The following is a 22,188-nucleotide window of genomic DNA, read 5'->3' on the forward strand; positions in this document are numbered from 1 at the left end:
TGTAATCGTTTTGTCACTAAAAAAGGATGGCTTAGAGATAAACGTTGTTCATCTAGGGGGATTCAACTTGAAACAAAGGATCATCACAGGCGTTATTGCCGGTCTCGCATTTATTACACTTCTAGTGCTCGGCAATTTGTGGTATGCAGGTTTAATTGTACTGGTTTCGATTATTGGATATCGCGAGTATTTACAAATGAATGGGTATATGCCGTTTAAACTTACAGCTGCTGTAGGGCTCATAGCACTTTTATGTTTAACGATTCCATGGGGTCTGTTAGGCGTAACCTTCACATTGTCGTTTACTGCAGTTATATGGCTTGCCATGTTTTTACTGCTCTTTATCACGGTTGCCTCCAAAAACAAAATTACGATCGATCAAGTATCCGTGATTTTACTTGGTGTCGTTTACATTGGATTTGGCTTTAACTATATGATTGAGGCGCGATTGGCGGAAAATGGCTTATTTTGGACGATTATGGTATTCGTTTGTATTTGGGCATCTGATGCCGGTGCGTATTTTGTCGGTTCTAAGATTGGTAAGCACCCTCTGTGGCCTCAAATTAGCCCTAAGAAGTCTATTGAAGGCGCCATTGGTGGTGTAGTCATCGCAATGATTTTGGCGTTAGGATTCGCCTGGTATTCCCCAGATCTTCTTACTGTAGGGAAAGCATTATTATTAGGATTTGTCATAGCTGTAGTAGGACAAATTGGTGATTTAATTCAATCCGCGTATAAACGTGTAAAAGGGATTAAAGACACGGGAACACTGTTGCCAGGACATGGCGGCGTACTCGATCGGATGGATAGTTGGTTAATCGTTTTTCCTTTTATCTATCTGCTCGATTTAATTCCTAACTAATTCTCATAAGCGGGGTTGAAACATATGAAGAAAATTGCCATCCTGGGATCAACAGGATCCATTGGGACTCAAACCTTGGATATTGTGCAACATTCGCCTGAAAAGTTTCAAGTCGAAGCGATATCAGCTGGTTATAACCGTGATCTCGTTATTGAGCAGGCCAAACAATTTCGTCCCAAACTTGTGTCGGTTGCCACAAAGGAATTGGCAGATGAGGTTGCATGTCAACTACCTTCAGGTATCAAAGTTCTTTATGGTGAAGAAGGGCTATTAGAAGTTGCTGCTTCCACAGATGCAGATTTACTTGTGAGTGCACTCGTTGGTAGTCAAGGTTTAAAACCTACTTTAGCCGCGATTGAAGCAGGTAAAGATATTGGACTTGCCAACAAAGAGACATTAGTAAGCGCTGGTCATATCGTAACAGAAGCCGTGGCTCGTAAAGGTGTTGCGTTGCTGCCTATTGATAGTGAGCATTCTGCTATTTTTCAATGCTTGAATGGTGAAAAGTCTTCCCAAATCGCTCAGATTACTATTACAGCGTCTGGCGGTTCTTTCCGTGATCGTACACGGGAACAATTAGTGGGAGTAACAGTGGAGGACGCACTCAAACATCCGAACTGGTCCATGGGTGCCAAAATTACAATTGACTCCGCTACGATGGTAAACAAAGGACTTGAAGTGATCGAAGCACATTGGCTTTTCGGGTTGTCATATGAAGATATCAATGTCATACTTCATCCAGAAAGCGTCATTCATTCTTATGTTGAATTTGTGGATAATAGTGTCATTGCACAATTAGGTAATCCCGATATGAGGGTTCCGATTCAATATGCTTTAACCTATCCTGATCGTTATCCGACACCAACATCAAGACTGGACCTTGCAACGATTGGTAAGCTTCATTTCCGTGAAATGGATTACACTCGATTCCCATGTTTGCGTATGGCGTTTGAAAGTGGTAAACAAGGTGGAATAACACCTACCGTTTATAATGCTGCCAACGAGATTGCGGTGGCCCGTTTTCTTAAGGGAGACATTTCATTTTTACAAATTGAAGATATTATTGAAGCAGTGTTGGACAAACATGAGGTCTATGCGAATCCTACACTCGAGTTCATTCACGAGCAAGATCAATGGGCTAGATCATTTGCTGCATCAATCCGCTTCTAAATGTTAGGAAGAGCTAAGGTCAGTTACGTGGCTCAGCTCTTTTTTTTCAATTTCCCAGACCTGGACTGGTAAGTGAAGTCTAATTATTTCTCTGATTTCGTATACTGACCTGAGCGGGCATAGCTTGTATTCAGCAGTTCAATAGTGGTAATCTAAGAACAAGAACAGCTGATCTTAAGTTGATGCTTAGAAGGTAGGTTTTAACTGAAAGCATCTGGTCATTGGTACATAGGATAGTTTTCTGAAGAAAACCCGAAGGAGGAAATACGACTTGTCGGCCATAGAAGTTGGGTTAAAGGTTATTTTGTTGTTTTTCGTTCTTGTTACGATTCATGAATGGGGTCATTTTTACTTTGCAAAACGAGCAGGTATTTTAGTTCGTGAATTTGCAATTGGCTTCGGTCCCAAAATTTTCTCATATAAAAAAGGGGAGACCCGATATACGTTACGAATCTTACCGATTGGTGGCTTTGTTCGTATGGCTGGAGAAGACCCGGAGATTGTGCAAGTAAATCCTGGACAGACGGTTGCCATTAAATTAAACAAACTTAATCAAGTAACGTTCTTATATCTTGATCAATTAGATCGACGTTCCAATGTCATCATTGGTGTCGTGGAACAAATTGATTTAGAGAGAGCTCTTCGATTATCACTTGATGTCGACGGAGAGAAAGTGACCTACCCGATTGATCCTCAAGCGATGATGGTTACGAAAGGTACCGAAACACAAATCGCTCCTTACGATCGTCAATTTGGATCCAAATCGGTAGGGAAGCGAGCACTCGCAATCGTTATGGGACCTGTGATGAATTTCATTTTGGCTATTGTCCTATTCTTCATTGTAGTGATAATGTCAGGAGTTTTCACGAATGTGAAGCTGGATTCCGTACTTGCTGGCAAAGCAGGTGAGAAGTCTGGACTACTGAAGGGCGACATTATCATGTCCATTGATAAGCAGCCTATCGGGGATGATCGCGAGAAACTCGTTACCGCGATACAATCCTCTGCAGGGAAACCCATGACATGGGTCATTGATCGTGCAGGCAATCCAATTACACTCCAAGTAACACCTGAAATGGAAGCAGGAGCAGGCAAGCTTGGTGTTGTCATTAGCGGTGATCGTAGAAGTGCAACGCTTGGTGAAGTATTTACTGGGACGTATGACCAAGTTGTAGGTACAACCATAGGAATTGTAACGGGCTTGCAGAAGCTTGTCATGCTGCAGTTCAAACTTGATGATCTCGGCGGTCCGGTTAGAACTGCTCAGGTATCAGCTGAATTTGCCAAAATGGGACTGACCTACTTAATTTCTTGGGCAGCTACATTAAGCTTGTATCTTGGTATTTTCAATTTATTGCCAATTCCAGCTCTAGACGGAAGTCGTCTACTCTTTATGGGCTTAGAAGCATTGAGAGGTAAACCGATTGATCCGAATCGAGAGAGTATGGTTCACTTTGTCGGGTTTGCATTGCTAATGCTGCTAATGGTAGCAGTTACGTACAATGATATTTTACGATTGATTAAGGGCTAGTCCTAATTTGTGGGAGGGTTTATGTCAAACGATAAGCAATTTGTCAAAGAAATTACACCGCAGGGAGAAGATTTCTCCCGATGGTACATAGATGTCATTAAGAAAGCAGATTTGATGAGTTATTCTCCGGTACGTGGATGTATCGTATTTAAACCGGATGGTTACGAGATTTGGGAAAATATTCAGCGTGAGCTAGATAGCAAATTCAAAGAAACGGGACATCGCAATGCATACTTCCCGTTGTTTATCCCGGAGAGCTTTTTCCAAAAGGAAAAAGAGCACGTTGAGGGCTTTAATCCAGAGCTGCCTTGGGTAACTGAAGCTGGTGGAGAGAAGTTAGAAGAGCGTCTGGCAATTCGTCCAACCTCCGAAACGATGATCGGTCATATGTATGCCGAGTGGATTAATTCCTATCGTGATCTACCGTTGCTGATTAATCAATGGGCGAACGTGGTTCGTTGGGAGAAGCGGACGCTTCCATTCCTTCGTACAACTGAGTTTTTGTGGCAGGAAGGGCATACAGCTCATGAGGACGAGCAGGATGCTCGCCGCGAAACCATGCAAATGCTTGATGTGTATCGTCAGTTTGCAGAAGATTTCCTAGCGATCCCAGTTATTGTAGGTCAAAAGACGCCATCCGAGAAATTTGCGGGTGCAATCGATACGTTCTCCATTGAAGCGATGATGAAAGATGGGAAAGCGGTTCAAGCCGGTACGTCACACTACCTCGGAACGAATTTTGCTGTTGCCTTTGATATCAAATTCTTAGATCGTGAGAATCAACATCAATTTGCTCACACAACTTCATGGGGAGTTAGTACACGATTAATCGGTGCTCTTATCATGGTTCACGGGGATGATCGCGGCCTAGTTCTACCTCCGAAGGTTGCACCTACGCAAGTCATCATGATTCCAATTGGACCTCCAAAGACGCGTGAACAGGTTATTGGGCGTGTGGACGAGCTTTTTGCCGAGTTGAAAAAAGCCGGCGTTCGCGTCAAAGTAGATGATCGTGCGGATCAAAGTCCTGGTTGGAAATTCAACGAGTACGAGATGCGCGGTGTTCCGATTCGTGTTGAACTAGGGCCTCGTGACATGGAAAATGGGGTAGTTGTTCTTGTTTCTCGTGTAAGTGGAGAGAAGAAAATCGTTCAACAAGCTGACTTCGTGCAAGAAGTTCAAAATATGCTTGCTGAGATTCATCAGCAGATGTATGATAAAGCGAAGCAATTCCGTGACGAGCATTATATTGCGGTAGATACGATCGATGAATTTAAGACGTTTTTGGAGACGAAACGCGGATTTGCCTTGGCTGGCTGGTGTGGATCTGACGCTTGCGAATCGCAAGTGAAGGAAGAAACAGGAGCAACAAGTCGTAATATCCCGTTCACACCATCCGAAACCAAATCGACTTGTCTTGTGTGCGGCGAAGCTGCTAAACATACGGTTGTCTTTGGTCGAAGCTATTAATTACAATCAAGGGCATATGGAGGTCTAACTCCATTGCCCTTGGTATGTTTATGGGGAGGCTGTTCATGAGTAATTTGGCTGATAAACGGAATCGCTTTGAGCTTTTGATGCAGCAAGCCGAGATTCCAGCCGATGTTGTACGGTCATATTTTGCAGAAGGGTACATTGATCAAGTAGAAATTAGTCGAAAAAATCGCGATTGGACGTTCTATTTGGTTAAAAATGACCTTGTGCCTCTGAACATTTATCGTTCATTTTGTAAAATGATTCAAGAGAAATTCGCGCAAATCGCAAAAATTCGCTTTATTTGGAAGTTCGAGCAGGCTGAACCAGCCGATCTTGTTGAAGAGTACTGGGGTTTATTTATGGAATGGCTGCAGCGGGAAGTACCCTCTGTAAATGGCTGGATGTCGAAGGCAAAGTTCGATGTACAGGGGCATGCACTTTCATTGGTTATGCTGGATGCAATTGGTCTTGAGCTAGCGAAGAAAAAAAATATCGATATGTTTATTCGAAACTTTTTCCATAATTTTTTCCAAACGGAATTATCTATCAAATATGCTATGAGTGATTCGACTGAAATCGTTGCGGAGTATGAGAAATTTGCGAAGCAACGTGAACAAGGTGAGAAAACATACACCCAAGAAATCATGATGTCCATCGACATGGAGGAAGAAGAGTCCTCTTTGCCAGAGGGTGATTTGAAGCTAGTCATGGGTATTGATATAAAGGAAGTTCCAACGCCTCTGAAGGATATTCAAGAAGAAGAGAAGAAAATTGCGGTACAAGGAACTGTTTTTGGGCTGGATGTTAAGGAATTAAGAAATGGGAACACCCTATTTACGTTTAACATTACGGATTTCAGCGATTCACTCGCTATGAAGGTTTTTGCCAAGACCAAAGATGACGTGAAGATCATGAGCCTTCTTGCTAATGGTACTTGGATTCGAGCTAGAGGGAAAGTAGAGTATGATCGTTTCATGCCTATTCCTGAGCTAGTGATGATCCCGAATGATCTCTATGAAGTTATGGCTCCAAGGGATCGTATGGATGATGCTGCTGAGAAGCGTGTAGAGTTCCATTTGCACACTACGATGAGTACAATGGACGCGTTGACCCCTATAGATCATTATGTGAAGATGGCGGCCAAATGGGGACATAAAGCGATCGCTGTGACAGATCATAGTAATATTCAATGTTTTCCTGATGCGGGTAAAGCGGCCAAAAAGCATGGTATTAAAGTGATTTTTGGCGTTGAAGCGAATGTTGTTAATGATTCAGTACCGATTGTTATGAATGGTCGAGATATCGATTTGAAACAAGCGACCTATGTTATTTTCGACGTGGAGACCACGGGTCTATCGGTAACCAATAATCGCATTATCGAGCTAGCCGGTGTGAAAATGCAGGATGGCAAAGAAATCGATCGGTTCGCCACCTTCATTAATCCGCATGAAAAGATCCCGTATAACATCCAGCAATTAACGAATATCAATGATGATATGGTGAAGGATGCTCCGGACATTGAGGACGAGCTACCTAAGTTTGTTGAGTTTATTGGGGATTGCGTACTTGTTGCGCATAATGCGCGATTCGATATGGGCTTTCTTCAAACGAATTTAAAGCGGATGAACCTGCCAGAGGTTACGAATTCGGTGCTTGATACGCTGGAGCTTGCGAGATTTCTCTTCCCATCCATGAAAAATCATCGTTTAAATACACTATCAGATAAATTTAAAGTAGGTCTTGATAATCATCACCGTGCGATTGATGACTCGATTGCTTTGGGTTATGTGCTTTATCATTTAATTAATGAGGCTAATGATCGTCAGATTACGAGCCTAGCGAAATTGAATGACTATGTAGGTAAAGATTTGTCCAATCAACGTCCATTTCATTGCTGTGTATATGCACTAAATGCAGTAGGTAAGAAGAATTTATTCAAACTGATCTCGATGTCCCATACAACTTATCTACAGCGAGCGGCGACGATTCCCAAGAGTGTGTTAGTTGAGCATAGAGAGGGGCTATTGATTACCTCTGGTTGTGAAAAAGGGGAGTTTTTCGAAGCTGTTCTTAATAAATCAATTGAAGAAGCCGAGCAAGTTTCGGAATTTTATGACATCCTAGAAATTCAGCCAGTTAGCTATAACATGCATCTCGTTGAAAAGGGGCTGGTAGGATCTGTCGAAGATCTCGAGAATGCCGTTCGGCGCGTATGTGAAATTGGTTATAAAACGGGTAAACCAGTCATTGCGACAGGTAACGTTCATTATCTCAATCCGCGGGAAAAAGTATGTCGTGACATCACGATTAATGGGATAACAGGTTTTAGTCCATTGAAAGCGATGAAGAAGCCGGATGCGCATTTCCGCACAACCAAGGAGATGCTGGAAGAGTTTAAGTTTTTAGGTGAAGAGAAGGCAATTGAGGTGGTCATTCGCAGTACGAATGATCTTGCAGATCGTTTTGAATCCATCGAACTTTTCCCGGATAAGCTTTTCACACCTATAATCGAAGGTGCTGACGAAGAGATTCGTACAACATGCTATGATACTGCGAAAAGTATGTATGGGGAAGAGCTGCCAGAAGTGATTATTGCTCGATTAGAGAAAGAGCTTGTTCCAATCATTAAATTCGGATTCTCTGCCAACTATTTGATTTCTGAACGTCTCGTGAAAAAATCGAATGCGGACGGCTATCTCGTGGGTTCACGGGGATCGGTTGGGTCTTCTGTTGTTGCGATGATGTTGGGGATATCCGAGGTTAATCCATTGCCTCCTCACTATATTTGTCTTTCCTGTAGGCATAGTGAGTGGTTCCTTGACGGAAGCGTTCCGAGTGGTTTCGACTTACCTAATAAAGTATGTCCTTCCTGTGGCGGAAATTTAAAAGGGGATGGACATGACATTCCGTTCGAAACGTTCCTAGGCTTTAAAGGGGATAAAGTTCCCGATATCGATTTGAACTTCTCCGGTGTTTATCAGCCCGTTGCTCATAATTTCACGAAGGAGATTTTTGGACCTAAGAATGTATTCCGGGCAGGGACTATTGGTACTGTCGCAGAGAAAACCGCTTTCGGATTTGTAAAGAAGTATGAAGAAGAACAAGGTCAGAAATGGCGCGGAGCAGAAATTGCACGATTGGCGTCAGGGTGTACAGGAGTAAAAAGAAGTACAGGGCAGCATCCAGGGGGTATTGTCGTAGTTCCGGATTATATTGAGGTTGATGATATCACGCCGGTTCAATTTCCGGCCGATGATAAAAACTCGGAATGGATGACGACTCATTTTGACTATCACGCCTTCGATGCGAACTTGCTTAAATTAGATATTCTAGGACACGACGATCCGACGATGATGAGGATGCTTCAGGATTTGACAGGTATCGATCCGACTACCATTCCTATGAATGATGCGAAAGCCATGAGTATTTTCAATTCTACGGATGCTCTCGGAGTAAGACCTGATCAGATCCGTTCCCCGGTTGCTACGTATGGGGTTCCCGAGATGGGTACCAAATTCGTTCGTCAGATGCTTCAAGAAACACAGCCTTCTTCTTTTGCCGATTTATTGCAAATTTCAGGGTTGTCACATGGAACGGGTGTTTGGTTAGGGAACGCACAGGAGCTCATCAAAAAAGGAATTTGTAACATTAAGACAGTTATCGGTTGTCGGGATGATATCATGCTCTATTTGATTTATAAAGCGGGTATGGATGCAGGTCTTGCTTTTAAAATTACGGAGAGCGTTCGTAAAGGGAAGGGGCTAACCGACGAGTGGAAAGATGAGATGAAACGCTGTAATGTTCCTGCGTGGTATATTGAATCCTGCGAACGGATTGAATATATGTTTCCTAAAGCGCATGCTGCCGCTTACGTAATCTCTGCTGTTCGAACGGCCTACTTCAAGGTATATCACCCAATCGCTTACTATGCTACTTACTTTAGTGTTCGTGCGGCGGACTTTGATCTTGAACTGCTTTGCCAAGGCTATGAGGCTATTCTTAGAAAATTGATCGAGATTGAGGAAAAAGGTTTCCAAGCACTTCCGAAAGAGAAAGCTATGGTTTCCATTCTTGAAATGTCATTAGAAATGACATCACGCGGGTTTAGCTTCAAGCCAATTGATATATATCGTTCTGACGCCACAAAGTTTATCATCGATGGTACTTCCTTAATTCCTCCTTTTGCTGCGATGTCGGGGATAGGTGAAAGTGCTGCGAAAAACATTGCTGCCGCTAAGGATGAAGGGGATTTCTTATCTATTGAGGATTTCCAGAATCGTTCCAAAGCTTCCAAAACGGTGATTGAATTGTTGAGTCAAATGGGATGCTTCCGCGGGTTGCCTGAATCCAATCAACTTTCATTGTTCTAGTGAGATGTATGCTTCCGAAGCAAGTTTCCTAAAGGATGCCTTAAAATGGATGCTTTCAAAGCCAGTTTTTCCGCGAAAAACTTTAAAGTAGATGCTTACGAAGTCAGTTTTTCTTTGAAAAACTTTTAGCTGTCAAGTGAAAATGATTAACAAGTTTGCTATTGTAATGCAAAGAATGGTTATGGTATAATTTTTATTGGCAATAATGAGGATATCATCTTGTGATTAAAGAGTGGGGAAACCCACTCTTTACATTTTGATATAGGACTTTTCCGGTTACGACTAGGAGAAGTCAATTTAGGAGGTACACATATCTGTGGCTACACAAGAGCAAATCAAATCCATCATTGAGGACATGCTGAAGGATTTTGTTGAACAAAATGGGTTTGAAATCGTTGATATTGAATATGTCAAAGAGGGCAGCAATTGGTTCCTTCGTGTCTATGCTGACAAAGAAGGCGGAATTGATATAGATGATTGCGGCCGCATCAGTGAATACTTAAGTGTTCAATTGGATGAGAAAGATCCGATTACTGATGCTTATTTCTTGGAAGTTTCTTCACCAGGGGCAGAACGTCCGCTCAAGAAAACACAAGATTTTTATAAAGCCGTGAATAGTCACGTATTTGTTACCACGTATGAGCCGATCGATGGTTCTAAGGAATTTGAAGGATTGTTGCTGTCTTATGACGAGGAAGTTCTCGTGATTGAGATTGGTAAAAAGAAAATCAGCATATCGGTGGCTAAAGTCGCAAGCGCACGTCTAGCTATCGTATTTTAGTGATCGTTACTTATTGAAGGGGGGGACTCAGTTCAAATGAACACGGATTTTATTGAAGCGCTGTCGGAAATTGAACGTGAGAAGGGTATCTCCAAGGAGCTACTCATTGATGCTATTGAAGCGGCGATGATTTCAAGTTATAAACGTAATTTCAACACGGCACAGAACGTGCGTGTGGATATCAATCGACATACGGGTCTTATCAAGGTATATGCACGAAAAACCGTTACAGAGGAAGTATTGGATCCGAGATTGGAAATTTCTGTGCATGCTTCGCGTGAAATTAATCCAAACTACCAATTGGATGATATTGTTGAAATTGAAGTGACGCCTCGTGATTTTGGACGTATTGCAGCACAAACCGCTAAACAGGTCGTAACGCAACGTATCCGCGAAGCCGAGCGTGGCTTAATTTATAATGCTTTTATCGATAAAGAAGAAGATATCGTAACAGGTATCCTACAGCGTCAAGATCAACGTAATATTTATGTTGACCTGGGTAAAGTAGAAGCTGTTCTTCCTCTTACGGAGCTTATGCCTACGGATAAGTTCAAGCAGGGAGATCGTATTAAAGCGTATATCACAAAAGTCGAGAACACGACCAAGGGTCCTCAAATTATTTTGTCAAGAACACATCCAGGTTTGTTAAAGCGTTTATTTGAGCTTGAAGTGCCTGAAATTTTTGATGGTGTAGTTGAGATTCGTTCCGTTGCACGTGAAGCAGGCTTCCGTTCGAAGATTGCTGTTCATTCTCGCAATCCTGAGGTTGATCCAGTAGGTTCTTGTGTTGGTCCTAAAGGATTACGTGTTCAAACGATCGTTACTGAACTGCGCGGTGAGAAAATTGATATCGTTCGCTGGATGGAGAGCGTTGAAGAGTACGTGGCGAATGCCCTTAGCCCTTCTAAAGTGCTTGAAGTTCAAATTCATGAAAATGAAAAAATGGCGCGCGTCATTGTGCCTGATTATCAGCTTTCTTTGGCAATTGGGATTAAAGGGCAGAACGCACGGTTAGCGGCTAAGCTAACTGGCTGGAAAATCGATATCAAGAGCGAAACACAAGCAGAACAAGAATATGGTAGAGTGAAAACTTACTCGGAAGAGATGCATCAGGATTCGATTAGCATCGATTAAGTTTTTGTTAGGAACAAGGGGTGATCGGAATGAAGCAGAGAAAAATCCCTCTGAGAAAATGCGTTGCCTGTCAGGAAATGATGCCGAAGAGGGACTTGATCCGCGTCGTCAAAACGCCTGAGGATGACATTCTCATTGATCTCAAGGGAAAGAAGTCTGGGCGCGGTGCCTACCTGTGCGGTAAAGTTTCTTGTTTTAAATTGGCAAAGAAAAGCAAAGCCCTGGATAGAGCTCTGAAGCATGCCGTAGGCGCAGATATTTATGACCAACTGGAACAAGATTTCATTCGTGTGGAAGATGAATTCCTATCTTCGAAAGAGGAGGAATCGGAAGATGAATCCTAAATTTTTTAATCAATTAGGATTGGCAATGAGAGCCGGAAAGCTCGTAACGGGCGATGAAGGTGTATTCAAAGCAATTCGCGCGGGTGAAGCCAAGCTTGTTATCATGGCGGAGGACGCTTCAGCTAATACACGTAAGAAATTTCAAGATAAATGCCAATTTTATGGGGTGAAACTCATGGAAATCGGTACAAAGTATGAATTGGGCCGCAGCATTGGGAAAGAAATGCGTGTCACCATAGGTGTATTGGACGGAGGCTTCGCGCAGATGCTGCAGAAGAGTCAAGAAAATCCTGCGGAGGTGAAACATATTGACCAATAAACAAGATAATAAAGACAAGACACGCGTGTACGAATACGCGAAGCAGCTCAATATGAGCAGCAAAGAAATTATTACCATTCTCAAACGATTAAATATACCTGTTAACAACCATATGAGTGTAATGGAGAATGACGCGGTTAGCAGTGTGGAAAAGTTTTTTAGAGATATTAAAGCTAATGCGGCTGCCAAACGAGCAGCTACGGACGGAGGAAATGTGAGTTCATCTACGACGAATCAGAATCCTGCATCGCAGGCTCCAGCACAAGAGAATAAAGGTGCAGTAACTCCGGCGGCTAAGCCGTCAGCAGTTTCGGAACAATCAAGTAGTCAACCAACGACTACAACGGGTGCAGTTACTCCAGCGCAAGGTCAGTCTACACAAAACACATCAAGTCGCCCACCACAGTCACGTCCAAGTGGTCAAAGCAGCAACTACCAGGGCGGTAATCGTCCTAGCAGCCAAAGCGGACAACGTACGGGCTATCAAGGCTCCAATCCGAATGGTGGACGTCCAAATGGTCAAGGATCCAGCCAAGGTGGACAACGTACGGGTTACCAAGGTTCCAATCCGGGTGGACAACGTCCAGCTGGCCAAGGTTCAAGCCAAGGCGGACAACGTACGGGTTACCAGGGTTCCAACCCAGGTGGACAACGTCCAGCAGGTGGTAGCAGTGGTGGATACAACAGCAGCCGTCCAGCTAGCCAAGGCTATAGCCAAGGACAAGGACAAGGCGGAGCGCCACGTACGAATAGTAACTATGCAGGTACCCGTCCTAATCAAGGTGCAGGAGGCCCAGGAGCAGTTAGTGGTCAAAGCGCGAACAGCGGACGTCCTCAATCCAGTCCAAACCGCAGTGCTGGCCCTAATCGTCAGTCCAAGCCATTTGAGAACCGCAACAATAACCAAAGCGGAAGACCGGTTGTTCAAGAAGCGAAGCCGCAATTCCATGTAGGCGCAACTGCAGCTGAGTTGGACGATGCAGCAGCAAAAGCTGGGATCATTACAACAAAGAAATCCAAACCAACGCCGAAACGTTTTGATGATAACAGATCTGGCGGCAATCGTGGTCCTGGTGGCAACAACAGAGGCAATCAACGCGGAAACAACAGAGGTCGTTACCAACAAGATATGGTTAAGAAAGAAAAAGTGGATAACACACCTAAGAAAATCATTGTTCGTGGCAATATGACTGTTGGTGAAACAGCGAAATTGCTTCACAAAGATGCTTCTGAAGTGATTAAAAAGCTTTTGTTCCTTGGAACAATGGCAACGATCAACCAAGAGCTAGATTTGGAAACCATTCAATTGATTGCGACTGAATTTGGCGTTGAAGTTGAAATTAAGATCAAAGTCGAAGAAGATAACTTCGAAACTTTCGAAGAAATCGATGACGAGGCTGATTTGCTAGAGCGTCCACCTGTTGTTACGATCATGGGTCACGTCGATCACGGTAAAACAACTTTGCTTGATGCCATTCGTAAAACGAGTGTAACAGAAGGCGAAGCAGGCGGAATCACACAGCACATTGGTGCTTATCAAGTTGAAGTTAATCATAAGAAAATTACGTTCTTGGATACACCTGGTCACGAAGCGTTTACAACCATGCGTGCCCGCGGTGCTCAAGTTACGGATATTACGATTATCGTTGTTGCAGCAGATGACGGTGTAATGCCACAAACCGTAGAAGCGATTAGTCATGCTAAAGCGGCTGGTGTACCAATCATTGTCGCTGTGAACAAGATTGATAAAGAAGGCGCTAATCCTGATCAAATCAAGCAAGCTCTTACGGCTTACGAGTTAGTTCCGGAAGAGTGGGGCGGCGATACAATTTTCTGCGAAATTTCCGCAAAACAACGTATCGGTCTCGAAAACTTGCTTGAAATGATCTTGCTCGTGGCTGAAGTACAAGAGTACAAAGCTAACCCGAACAAGCGTGCTAGAGCGACTGTCATTGAGGCTGAATTGGATAAAGGAAGAGGGCCAGTGGCTAGAATCCTAATCCAGCATGGTACTTTGAAAGTTGGAGATAGCTTCGTTGCCGGTGTATGCTTCGGTCGTGTTCGTGCGATCGTGAACGATAAAGGTAAACGATTGAAAGAAGCGGGTCCTTCAACACCAGTTGAAATCACCGGTCTGACCGAAGTTCCTCAAGCAGGGGATCCATTCTTGGCATATGAAGATGAGCGTAAAGCAAGAGACATTGCTGACCGTCGTGCGATTGCACTTCGTCAATCCGAGATGACAGCTAATTCTCGCGTTACACTTGAAGATCTCTTTAAACATATTAAAGAGGGTGAAGTGAAAGATCTGAATGTCATTATCAAGGGTGACGTTCAAGGATCTGTTGAAGCGCTGAAATCCTCTCTTGAGAAAATTGAAGTTGAGGGTGTTCGCGTTAAAATTCTTCACAATGGCGTTGGCGCAGTAACAGAGTCTGATATTATTCTTGCTTCTGCATCAAATGCGATTATTATTGGATTTAACGTTCGTCCTGAGCCTGCTGCAAAAGCAACAGCTGATCAAGAGAAAGTTGATATCCGTCTGCATAACATCATTTACAATGTCATTGAAGAAATCGAGCAAGCTATGAAAGGCATGCTGGATCCAATCTTCAAAGAAGTTGTTCTTGGTCAAGCCGAAGTTCGTAACGTTTTCAAAATTACGGGTTCAGGAACGATTGCTGGTTGTTATGTAACTTCAGGCAAAATTGCTCGTAATGCGCAAACCCGCTTAGTTCGTAGTGGAATCGTTGTTCATGAAGGCAAAATTGATTCCTTGAAACGATTCAAGGATGATCAAAAAGAAGTTGCACAAGGCTACGAATGTGGTATATCTCTTGAGCGTTATCATGATATTAAAGAGGGCGACATCATTGAAGCCTTTATCATGGAGTCCGTTGAGAGGTGATAATAAATGGCTAGAGTTCGTGTAGGTCGAGTTGGTGAACAAATCAAGAAAGAGTTAAGTCAAATCATTCAAGCGGAGCTGAAAGACCCACGTATTGGTTTCATGACCGTTACAGGCGTTGAAGTGACGAATGATTTATCCCTGGCTCGTGTTTATCTAAGTGTAATGGGAACTGAAGAAGAGAAAGCTGCCACCCTTAAGGCGCTTTCTGTTGCTTCAGGATATATTCGCTCTGAGTTAGGCAAACGAATTCGTTTGCGGAAAATTCCAGAGCTTCAGTTTAAATTTGATGCTTCTATCGACTATGGGTCTCACATCGACCAATTGTTGTATAAGCTCAATCAGGAAGGAAATACAAACGTATGAATAACGGAATGATCCATGCCACCGAATACTGTCAGCAGCTGGCAGCAGCAGCTGCATTTATCGAGCAGCATGATGATTTCCTGGTCGTGTCTCACATCCAACCGGATGGAGATGCTGCCAGTTCAACGTATGCAACGGGTTGGATTCTAAGTCAACTTGGGAAGTCATTCACTATGATTAATGAGGGCGCAATGCCCTCTAAATTTTCCTATTTAGAAGGAAGTAAACAAACCATTGATTATAGCGAATTGGCACCGAATCGACTTTATCAAACCATCATAAGTGTAGATTGTGCTGATTTCTCCAGAATGGGTAGGATCAGCACTCTTTTTGATGAGCGGGTACAGTTACTCAATATTGACCATCATCCAACGAATGATCATTTTGGTTCCTGTCATTTAATTAAGCATGACGCCGCGGCAACTGTTCAAATATTGTTCGATTTGGCGATACATATGAAGCTGCAACCTGACATTACGTTTGGTGAATGCATTTATACCGGATTGCTGACGGATACAGGCGGCTTTCGATACTCCAATACCACATCAGAGGTCATGAAAATCGGAGCTTCGATGTTGGAGTTAGGTGTCAAAGGTGCCGAAATCGCAGAGCATGTTCTTGAACGAATGACGTATGCGCAAATTGTACTTCTCCAAAAAGCGCTATCCACACTTTCCTTTGCGTATGATCGAAAACTGGCTTGGCTAGCTGTCTCACTTGCTGACTTAGAGTTAACGGGGGCGTCGAGTGATGATTTGGATGGACTAGTCAATTATCCGCGTAATGTTGAAGGTGTCGAAGTGGGCATGCTGATTAAGGAGAAGGCAGCCGGTGTCATTAAAGTAAGTCTTCGCTCCTCTGGGCTAGTTGATGTTGCTGCTATTGCTCAATCGCTAGGCGGTGGAGGGCATGTTCGGGCGTCAGGATGCACAATCCATGGTACGCTAGACGAAGCTATAGCTAGAATGGTTAAGGAAGTAGGGGACAAGCTGAAATGACGCTAGAAGGCATTTTGCCTGTTTGGAAACCAGCGGGCTTTACATCGCATGATGTTGTCGCCAAAGCTAGAAGGATTTTGAGTATTAAAAGAATTGGTCATACCGGTACACTTGACCCGCAAGTGACAGGTGTTCTGCCACTTTGCATTGGTCGGGCAACTCGGATGGTTGAATATATTCAAGAACTTCCGAAAGAATATGAAGCTGTATTACGTATTGGCTTATCTACGGATACAGAAGATATGACGGGAACCGTGTTGGAAGAAGTTTCACATGTTTCACTCGAGGAAGGTCAAGTGCGCGAAGTTCTTGCAACTTTCGTCGGGGACATCGAGCAGATTCCTCCTATGTTCTCAGCTGTCAAAATAGATGGCAAACGTCTTTATGAATTGGCTAGAGAAGGTAAAGAAGTTGAACGGAAATCACGGAAAGCAACGATCTTTGGACTAGAAATTCTCGAGCTCAACTTAGATCAGAAGCATCCTGAAATTCGTTTCCGCGCCAAGTGCTCCAAGGGCACATATATCAGAACGTTGTGTGTAGATATCGGGAAAGCACTTGGATATCCTGCCGTCATGGTAAGTTTGATACGTACGTCGACAGGGAATATTCGCGAAGAGCAATGTTTAACGTTTGAGCAAATTGTTCAAATGAAAGAAGCAGGTACATTAGAGCAGCATATGATTCCTATGGACATTGCCATCTCGCATATTCCATCTATAGCACTCACTGATCAAGAAGCTGTTCATTCATTACAAGGTAAGAAAATAGCTCTAGCTGCGAATCGGGTGGCTCATGCAGATGCTTCACAAACCATATTTCGGGCCTATTCACCTGATGAACGATTTCTTGGTCTGTTTGAATGGAAAAGCACTAGCCACGTCTTGGTCCCGGCCAAAGTTTTCCTTTAATCATAACGTCGCGGGACGGGTTGAAATGGATAGGTGAACGAACTTATATGAAAATAATACCAATATCATATCCGATGGAACTGGATCAGTTTACCCAGTTTGTGGGCAAACAAGTGGTGGCCATTGGTGACTTTGATGGCGTACATTTAGGGCACCAAGAGGTTATAGGACGGGCCTTACATACGGCTAAGTCGCTTGGTCTGAAGACAGCCATTATGACCTTCTATCCACACCCTAGAGCCGTAATGGGTCAAGATAAATACGTGGATCTTCTGACACCAATGAAAAAGAAGATGGAGATTTTTGAGAGCATGGGAGTGAATCATACGTACATTGTAACGTTTGATGCTTCCCTAATGCGATTATCTCCAGAACAATTCGTGGATCAAGTCCTTGATCGACTTGGTGTTGACAGTGTCATTTGCGGTTTTGATTTTACCTTTGGCTTTCAAGGTAAAGGTACTCCGGATTCTCTCTGTGAGTTGAGTCACGGGAAATTCTCTGTTGAAGTGGTGAGACCTTTTCATATGAATGGTGAAAAAGTAAGCAGTACGCGTATACGTGAAGCATTGCAGCTAGGAGAAATTGAAACTGTGACTAGGCTGCTAGGACGTCCATACAGTTTAAGCGGCATAGTGGTTGATGGAGCGAAGAGAGGAAGAACGCTTGGTTTTCCTACAGCTAATCTTCAATTGGACGAACCTTATGTCAGTCCAACAAACGGTGTTTACGCGATTAAAGCTACTGTTCGCGGGGAAGTTTATCAAGGTGTCATGAATATTGGTGTGAAACCAACTTTCGAGACAGGGGAATTAAAACCGTCGTTTGAAGCGCATTTATTTGAATTTTCTGAGCAAATTTATGGAGAAACTGTGATGGTTGAGCTTATTTCTTTCCTTCGACCAGAGCGTAAATTTTCCTCGTTAGATGAATTAGTTACTCAAATTAAGCGTGACTCAGAAGAAGCTAAGCATAAATTGACCTTAGAGGCGTAATCATACATTTACTTCTACTAGTCAATTGTGATATACTGATTAACGTTGTCAAATGGACGTGTTCCTTTGGCATGAACCTTAGCTTGGATTGACGTTTTCATCGGCGCTTTCTAGGCTAGCGGGGATACTAATAGAATTTAGGAGATGAACGATTATGGCAATTACGCAAGAGCGCAAAACACAACTGATTCAAACTCACAAGGTACACGATACCGACACAGGTTCACCTGAGGTACAAGTAGCAATCCTTACAGAAAACATTGTTAACCTTACAGACCACCTTCGTACGCACAAGAAAGATCACCACTCCCGTCGTGGTTTGCTTAAAATGGTTGGACAACGTCGTAAGTTGCTAGCATATGTTAAAAACAAAGATGTAAGCCGCTATAGTGCTTTGATTGCAAAGCTTGGTTTGCGTCGATAAAACCGACAATGAGAAGCAACCTGTTGCTCCTTTGCTAGGCTTGATAAAGCTCTGGCAGAGAGCAGCAAAAGGTTGCTTTTTCTTGTATTTTTAAAACGGGAAAAGAAGGAAATACTAGACATAACGCAGAAATAGAGGATAACTCCACAGCTACCCATTTGCATACATACGGAGTAGATTCGGATTGGTCTCTGGATCTTATGATTTCTGTACTTGTTAATCAACACATATGAATTGAAATTCAAACCACGCCTTAGGAGGATTTTATGGAGACAAGGGTACAAATGGAACTTGGCGGTAAGCCGTTCATTCTTGAAACAGGCCGACTAGCCAAACAAGCCAATGCAGCAGTAACTGTTCGTTATGGCGATACGGTTGTGCTTAGCACAGTAACGGCTTCCAGCGGACCGAAAGATTTAGATTTCTTTCCGTTAACAGTGAACTACGAAGAAAGATTATATGCGGTTGGTAAAATTCCAGGTGGATTTATTAAGCGTGAAGGACGTCCGAGTGAGAAAGCGATTCTTGCGAGCCGTTTAACGGATCGTCCGATTCGTCCTCTTTTCCCAGAAGGCTTCCGTAATGATGTTCAAATTGTGTCTATCGTTATGAGCGTAGACCAGGAATGCCCGCCAGAAATGGCAGCAATGATCGGTACGTCCGCGGCACTTGCGATCTCTGATGTTCCTTTTAATGGACCCGTAGGTGGCGTAATTGTTGGTCGTGTAGATGGTCAATTCGTTATTAACCCAACTGGTGATGTTGCGGAGAAAAGTGATCTTCATCTGACGGTTGCTGGTACCAAAGATGCTATAATGATGGTTGAAGCAGGCGCGAAAGAAGTTTCAGAGGAAGTTGTCCTTGAAGCGATCATGTTCGGTCATGATGAAATTCGCAAGATCGTTGCGACAATTGAAGAACTGGTAGAGCAGGTTGGTAAGCCGAAAATGGAAGTTAAACTCCATGCGGTTGATGCTGAAGTAAATAGCGCGGTTCGCGAATTTGCCCAAGCTAGATTAGTTGATGCGATTAAAATCCCTGAAAAGCACGCAAGACAAGATGCTATCGATGTTGTGAATGCAGAGGCTGTAGCACATTTCACTGCGTTGTACGTAGAAACGCCAGGACTTCTAGGTGACGTGAAAGAAACTCTCTATGATATCGTCAAAGAGGAAGTTCGTCGCTTGATCACACATGATAAAGTAAGACCAGACGGACGTAAACCTGAAGAAATTCGCCCGATTGAATGCGATATCAACTTGCTGCCGCGTACACACGGCTCTGGCTTGTTCACACGCGGACAAACACAAGCACTAAGCATTTGTACACTAGGTGCGTTAGGTGATGTTCAAATCTTGGATGGTTTAGATCTGACAGAAACCAAACGTTTCATGCATCACTATAACTTCCCGCCGTTCAGCGTTGGGGAAGCAAGACCATTGCGTCCGCCAGGCCGTCGTGAGATTGGACATGGTGCGTTAGGTGAGCGAGCTATTGAGCCGATCATCCCGAACGAAGTTGAGTTCCCTTACACAATTCGTCTTGTGTCTGAAGTGTTGGAATCAAACGGTTCAACATCCCAAGCAAGTATTTGTGCAAGTATACTTGCGCTTATGGATGCTGGTGTTCCGATTAAAGCTCCAGTTGCGGGTATTGCAATGGGACTAATCAAAGACGGCGATCATTTCTCCATCTTGTCAGATATTCAAGGTATGGAAGATCACCTTGGCGATATGGATTTCAAGGTTGCAGGTACAGCTGAGGGGATCACGGCTTTACAAATGGATATCAAAATTGATGGCATCGATCGCAGCATCTTGCAACAATCTTTGCAACAAGCCAAAGAAGGCCGTTTGCACATTTTGGGCAAAATGGTATCCCGTATTTCCACACCAAACAAAAATCTATCTCAATATGCGCCTAAGATTCTTACCATGAACATCAATCCGGACAAAATCCGCGATGTTATTGGTGCAGGCGGTAAAATCATCAATAAAATCATTGAGGAAACTGGCGTGAAAATCGACATCGAGCAAGACGGTCGCGTATTCATTGCATCGTCGAATCAAGAAATGAATGAGAAAGCTCGTTCCATTATTGAAGGCATCGTGCGTGAAGTTATCGTTGGTGAAACTTATCTTGGTACAGTTAAACGCGTTGAGAAATTTGGCGCATTTGTTGAAATTTTACCTGGTAAGGAAGGTCTCGTTCATATTTCACAAATTTCTACAGAGCGTGTAGCAAAAGTTGAAGATGTTGTGAACGTTGGCGATCAAATTACAGTTAAAGTAACGGAAATTGATCAACAAGGAAGAGTTAATCTTTCACGCAAAGCAACGTTAACTTCACAAGTCTCTGCCCAAAGCTAGAGAATTCAATTCTTGAAGTCGTTTCATTCATAGTTAAAGGATAAAGAGTCAGAGCTATCTGTCTCTTTTTTGCTTTTCACAGCATGGAAGGACATGCACAGGTTCTACTCTTGTCCCAACCTTCATAGAATCAGGAGATGAAGAATGGGGGCCTGTGTATGCGCCATAAAAAATGGATTCTGATTGGGAGTTTTTTTGCTATGGTTCTAATAACAGTGAACTCGATCCCAAGTATAGGAACCTATATACAAAGTGTGAAATACGATCATGCTCTAATCGTCGATGAGAAAGATTGGACGAGGGAAGAAGCGCGTCCTGTTTTTGCGTCTTCTAAGCAATCTACCTTATTAGAGACGATAACCAAAGAAGCAGAGAAGCGTAAAATTGCGCCTATTAATGCCAAGGTAGATTCCGTGTGGAAAGCGATCCCTGGTTACAATGGCATAGAGGTTGATATTGAGGAGACTTTGAAGTTAGCAGAGCACCAATTAACGCCTAATAAAATTAATTATGTTATGAAGGAAGTTGAGCCAAGTATTCAATTAAATGATCTTGGTCCTAATCCTGTATATAAAGGCAATCCGAAGAAGCCGATGGTTTCTTTTATGATAAATGTCGCATGGGGCAATGAATTTTTGCCTAGTATGTTAGAGACGCTTCGTAAAGAAAATGTCCATGCGACATTCTTCTTTGATGGTTCTTGGCTGAAGAAAAATACAGATATGGCCAAACGAATTCAGAGTGAAGGTCACGAAATATCGAACCACGCGTATTCTCATAAAGACATGCGGAGTATCTCGCGGAGCAAAGCGGTTGAGGAGATTTCGAAAACCGAAGATTTACTTAAACTGCTCGGTGTAAAAAATACATTGTTCGCACCGCCTTCAGGCTATTTCAATCAAGAAACGATTCAGGTAGCCTCAGAATTCAAGCTGCAAACGGTACTTTGGACCTTTGATACCATCGATTGGAAAAATCCAGGCGCCAGTCGCATTCTTGAACGCCTATCAAGCAATGTTGAACCCGGTACTCTCATCCTAATGCATCCAACTTTTTCGTCTCGAGATGCATTGCCAGGGATGATTAGTCTGATTAAGAAAAAAGGGCTAGTGCTTGGCACAGTTTCCGACCTTCTTTCCTCAAAAAGGGTCACTGGGCAGGGGCAAATTACGAATTAGTCATGAATTAATGCCGCTAATTTGAGTCCTAGGCACATTTTTGTTAGACTGA

At 43.2% G+C, this 22,188-nt stretch carries 17 protein-coding genes; all 17 read left to right on the forward strand.

Annotation, left to right across the window (positions count from 1 at the left end; translation table 11 throughout):
* The first annotated feature begins 67 nt into the window (after positions 1-67).
* The 17 genes from AC58QC_RS10445 to AC58QC_RS10525 all read left to right on the forward strand — a co-directional run bounded on the left by AC58QC_RS10445 (position 68) and on the right by AC58QC_RS10525 (position 22,136).
* Entirely contained in the window at positions 68-862 is a 795-nt protein-coding gene (locus tag AC58QC_RS10445; RefSeq protein WP_497415082.1) for a phosphatidate cytidylyltransferase, read from the forward strand.
* Between the two features lie 24 nt (positions 863-886).
* Positions 887-2,032, forward strand: a complete 1,146-nt coding sequence (locus tag AC58QC_RS10450; RefSeq protein WP_497415083.1) for a 1-deoxy-D-xylulose-5-phosphate reductoisomerase — start codon at positions 887-889, stop codon at positions 2,030-2,032.
* 271 nt (positions 2,033-2,303) lie between these two features.
* Positions 2,304-3,563 (forward strand): RIP metalloprotease RseP, encoded by a 1,260-nt coding sequence (gene rseP, locus AC58QC_RS10455; protein WP_497415084.1) that lies wholly within the window; start codon positions 2,304-2,306, stop codon positions 3,561-3,563.
* A gap of 21 nt (positions 3,564-3,584) precedes the next feature.
* Positions 3,585-5,033, forward strand: coding sequence for a proline--tRNA ligase (gene proS, locus AC58QC_RS10460; protein WP_497415085.1), 1,449 nt, complete (start codon positions 3,585-3,587; stop codon positions 5,031-5,033).
* 65 nt (positions 5,034-5,098) lie between these two features.
* On the forward strand, positions 5,099-9,409 hold the full coding sequence (locus AC58QC_RS10465) for a PolC-type DNA polymerase III (protein WP_497415086.1): 4,311 nt from the start codon (positions 5,099-5,101) through the stop codon (positions 9,407-9,409).
* Positions 9,410-9,725: 316 nt separating this feature from the next.
* Complete coding sequence (rimP, locus tag AC58QC_RS10470; RefSeq protein WP_497415087.1) at positions 9,726-10,190, forward strand: ribosome maturation factor RimP; 465 nt, start codon at positions 9,726-9,728, stop codon at positions 10,188-10,190.
* Between the two features lie 36 nt (positions 10,191-10,226).
* On the forward strand, positions 10,227-11,324 hold the full coding sequence (gene nusA / locus AC58QC_RS10475) for a transcription termination factor NusA (RefSeq protein WP_497264169.1): 1,098 nt from the start codon (positions 10,227-10,229) through the stop codon (positions 11,322-11,324).
* Between the two features lie 29 nt (positions 11,325-11,353).
* A complete protein-coding gene (gene rnpM, locus AC58QC_RS10480) occupies positions 11,354-11,668 on the forward strand; it encodes an RNase P modulator RnpM (RefSeq protein ID WP_065853834.1) in 315 nt (104 codons plus the stop codon).
* On the forward strand, positions 11,658-11,987 hold the full coding sequence (locus AC58QC_RS10485; protein ID WP_497264170.1) for a L7Ae/L30e/S12e/Gadd45 family ribosomal protein: 330 nt from the start codon (positions 11,658-11,660) through the stop codon (positions 11,985-11,987). The genes rnpM and AC58QC_RS10485 overlap by 11 nt, the downstream gene beginning before the upstream one ends.
* Positions 11,977-14,895: a translation initiation factor IF-2 gene (infB, locus tag AC58QC_RS10490; protein ID WP_497415088.1), complete on the forward strand. Its 2,919-nt coding sequence runs from the start codon at positions 11,977-11,979 to the stop codon at positions 14,893-14,895. The genes AC58QC_RS10485 and infB overlap by 11 nt, the downstream gene beginning before the upstream one ends.
* Positions 14,896-14,901: 6 nt before the next feature.
* Positions 14,902-15,261 (forward strand): 30S ribosome-binding factor RbfA, encoded by a 360-nt coding sequence (rbfA, locus tag AC58QC_RS10495; RefSeq protein ID WP_056625044.1) that lies wholly within the window; start codon positions 14,902-14,904, stop codon positions 15,259-15,261.
* A complete protein-coding gene (locus AC58QC_RS10500; protein ID WP_497415089.1) occupies positions 15,258-16,259 on the forward strand; it encodes a DHH family phosphoesterase in 1,002 nt (333 codons plus the stop codon). Before rbfA ends, AC58QC_RS10500 begins: the two co-directional genes overlap by 4 nt.
* A complete protein-coding gene (gene truB / locus AC58QC_RS10505) occupies positions 16,256-17,170 on the forward strand; it encodes a tRNA pseudouridine(55) synthase TruB (RefSeq protein ID WP_497415090.1) in 915 nt (304 codons plus the stop codon). The genes AC58QC_RS10500 and truB overlap by 4 nt, the downstream gene beginning before the upstream one ends.
* Before the next feature lie 47 nt (positions 17,171-17,217).
* On the forward strand, positions 17,218-18,165 hold the full coding sequence (locus AC58QC_RS10510; RefSeq protein WP_497415091.1) for a bifunctional riboflavin kinase/FAD synthetase: 948 nt from the start codon (positions 17,218-17,220) through the stop codon (positions 18,163-18,165).
* Positions 18,166-18,319: 154 nt separating this feature from the next.
* Positions 18,320-18,589 (forward strand): 30S ribosomal protein S15, encoded by a 270-nt coding sequence (rpsO, locus tag AC58QC_RS10515; protein WP_028558319.1) that lies wholly within the window; start codon positions 18,320-18,322, stop codon positions 18,587-18,589.
* Positions 18,590-18,855: 266 nt separating this feature from the next.
* Entirely contained in the window at positions 18,856-20,958 is a 2,103-nt protein-coding gene (locus AC58QC_RS10520; RefSeq protein ID WP_497415092.1) for a polyribonucleotide nucleotidyltransferase, read from the forward strand.
* 200 nt (positions 20,959-21,158) lie between these two features.
* Positions 21,159-22,136, forward strand: coding sequence for a polysaccharide deacetylase family protein (locus AC58QC_RS10525; protein WP_497415093.1), 978 nt, complete (start codon positions 21,159-21,161; stop codon positions 22,134-22,136).
* The last annotated feature ends 52 nt before the right edge of the window (positions 22,137-22,188 follow it).

The sequence above is a fragment of the Paenibacillus sp. J22P51 genome (assembly GCF_059692215.1).

Excerpts from the sequence above, each read along its gene's own strand:
- truB (WP_497415090.1), top strand. The coding sequence starts at position 16,256 with ATGACGCTAGAAGGCATTTTGCCTGTTTGGAAACCAGCGGGCTTTACA.
- nusA (WP_497264169.1), top strand. The coding sequence starts at position 10,227 with ATGAACACGGATTTTATTGAAGCGCTGTCGGAAATTGAACGTGAGAAG.
- AC58QC_RS10485 (WP_497264170.1), top strand. The coding sequence starts at position 11,658 with ATGAATCCTAAATTTTTTAATCAATTAGGATTGGCAATGAGAGCCGGA.
- AC58QC_RS10510 (WP_497415091.1), top strand. The coding sequence starts at position 17,218 with ATGAAAATAATACCAATATCATATCCGATGGAACTGGATCAGTTTACC.
- proS (WP_497415085.1), top strand. The coding sequence starts at position 3,585 with ATGTCAAACGATAAGCAATTTGTCAAAGAAATTACACCGCAGGGAGAA.
- rpsO (WP_028558319.1), top strand. The coding sequence starts at position 18,320 with ATGGCAATTACGCAAGAGCGCAAAACACAACTGATTCAAACTCACAAG.
- rbfA (WP_056625044.1), top strand. The coding sequence starts at position 14,902 with ATGGCTAGAGTTCGTGTAGGTCGAGTTGGTGAACAAATCAAGAAAGAG.
- AC58QC_RS10465 (WP_497415086.1), top strand. The coding sequence starts at position 5,099 with ATGAGTAATTTGGCTGATAAACGGAATCGCTTTGAGCTTTTGATGCAG.
- AC58QC_RS10450 (WP_497415083.1), top strand. The coding sequence starts at position 887 with ATGAAGAAAATTGCCATCCTGGGATCAACAGGATCCATTGGGACTCAA.
- AC58QC_RS10500 (WP_497415089.1), top strand. The coding sequence starts at position 15,258 with ATGAATAACGGAATGATCCATGCCACCGAATACTGTCAGCAGCTGGCA.
- rnpM (WP_065853834.1), top strand. The coding sequence starts at position 11,354 with ATGAAGCAGAGAAAAATCCCTCTGAGAAAATGCGTTGCCTGTCAGGAA.
- AC58QC_RS10520 (WP_497415092.1), top strand. The coding sequence starts at position 18,856 with ATGGAGACAAGGGTACAAATGGAACTTGGCGGTAAGCCGTTCATTCTT.
- AC58QC_RS10525 (WP_497415093.1), top strand. The coding sequence starts at position 21,159 with ATGGTTCTAATAACAGTGAACTCGATCCCAAGTATAGGAACCTATATA.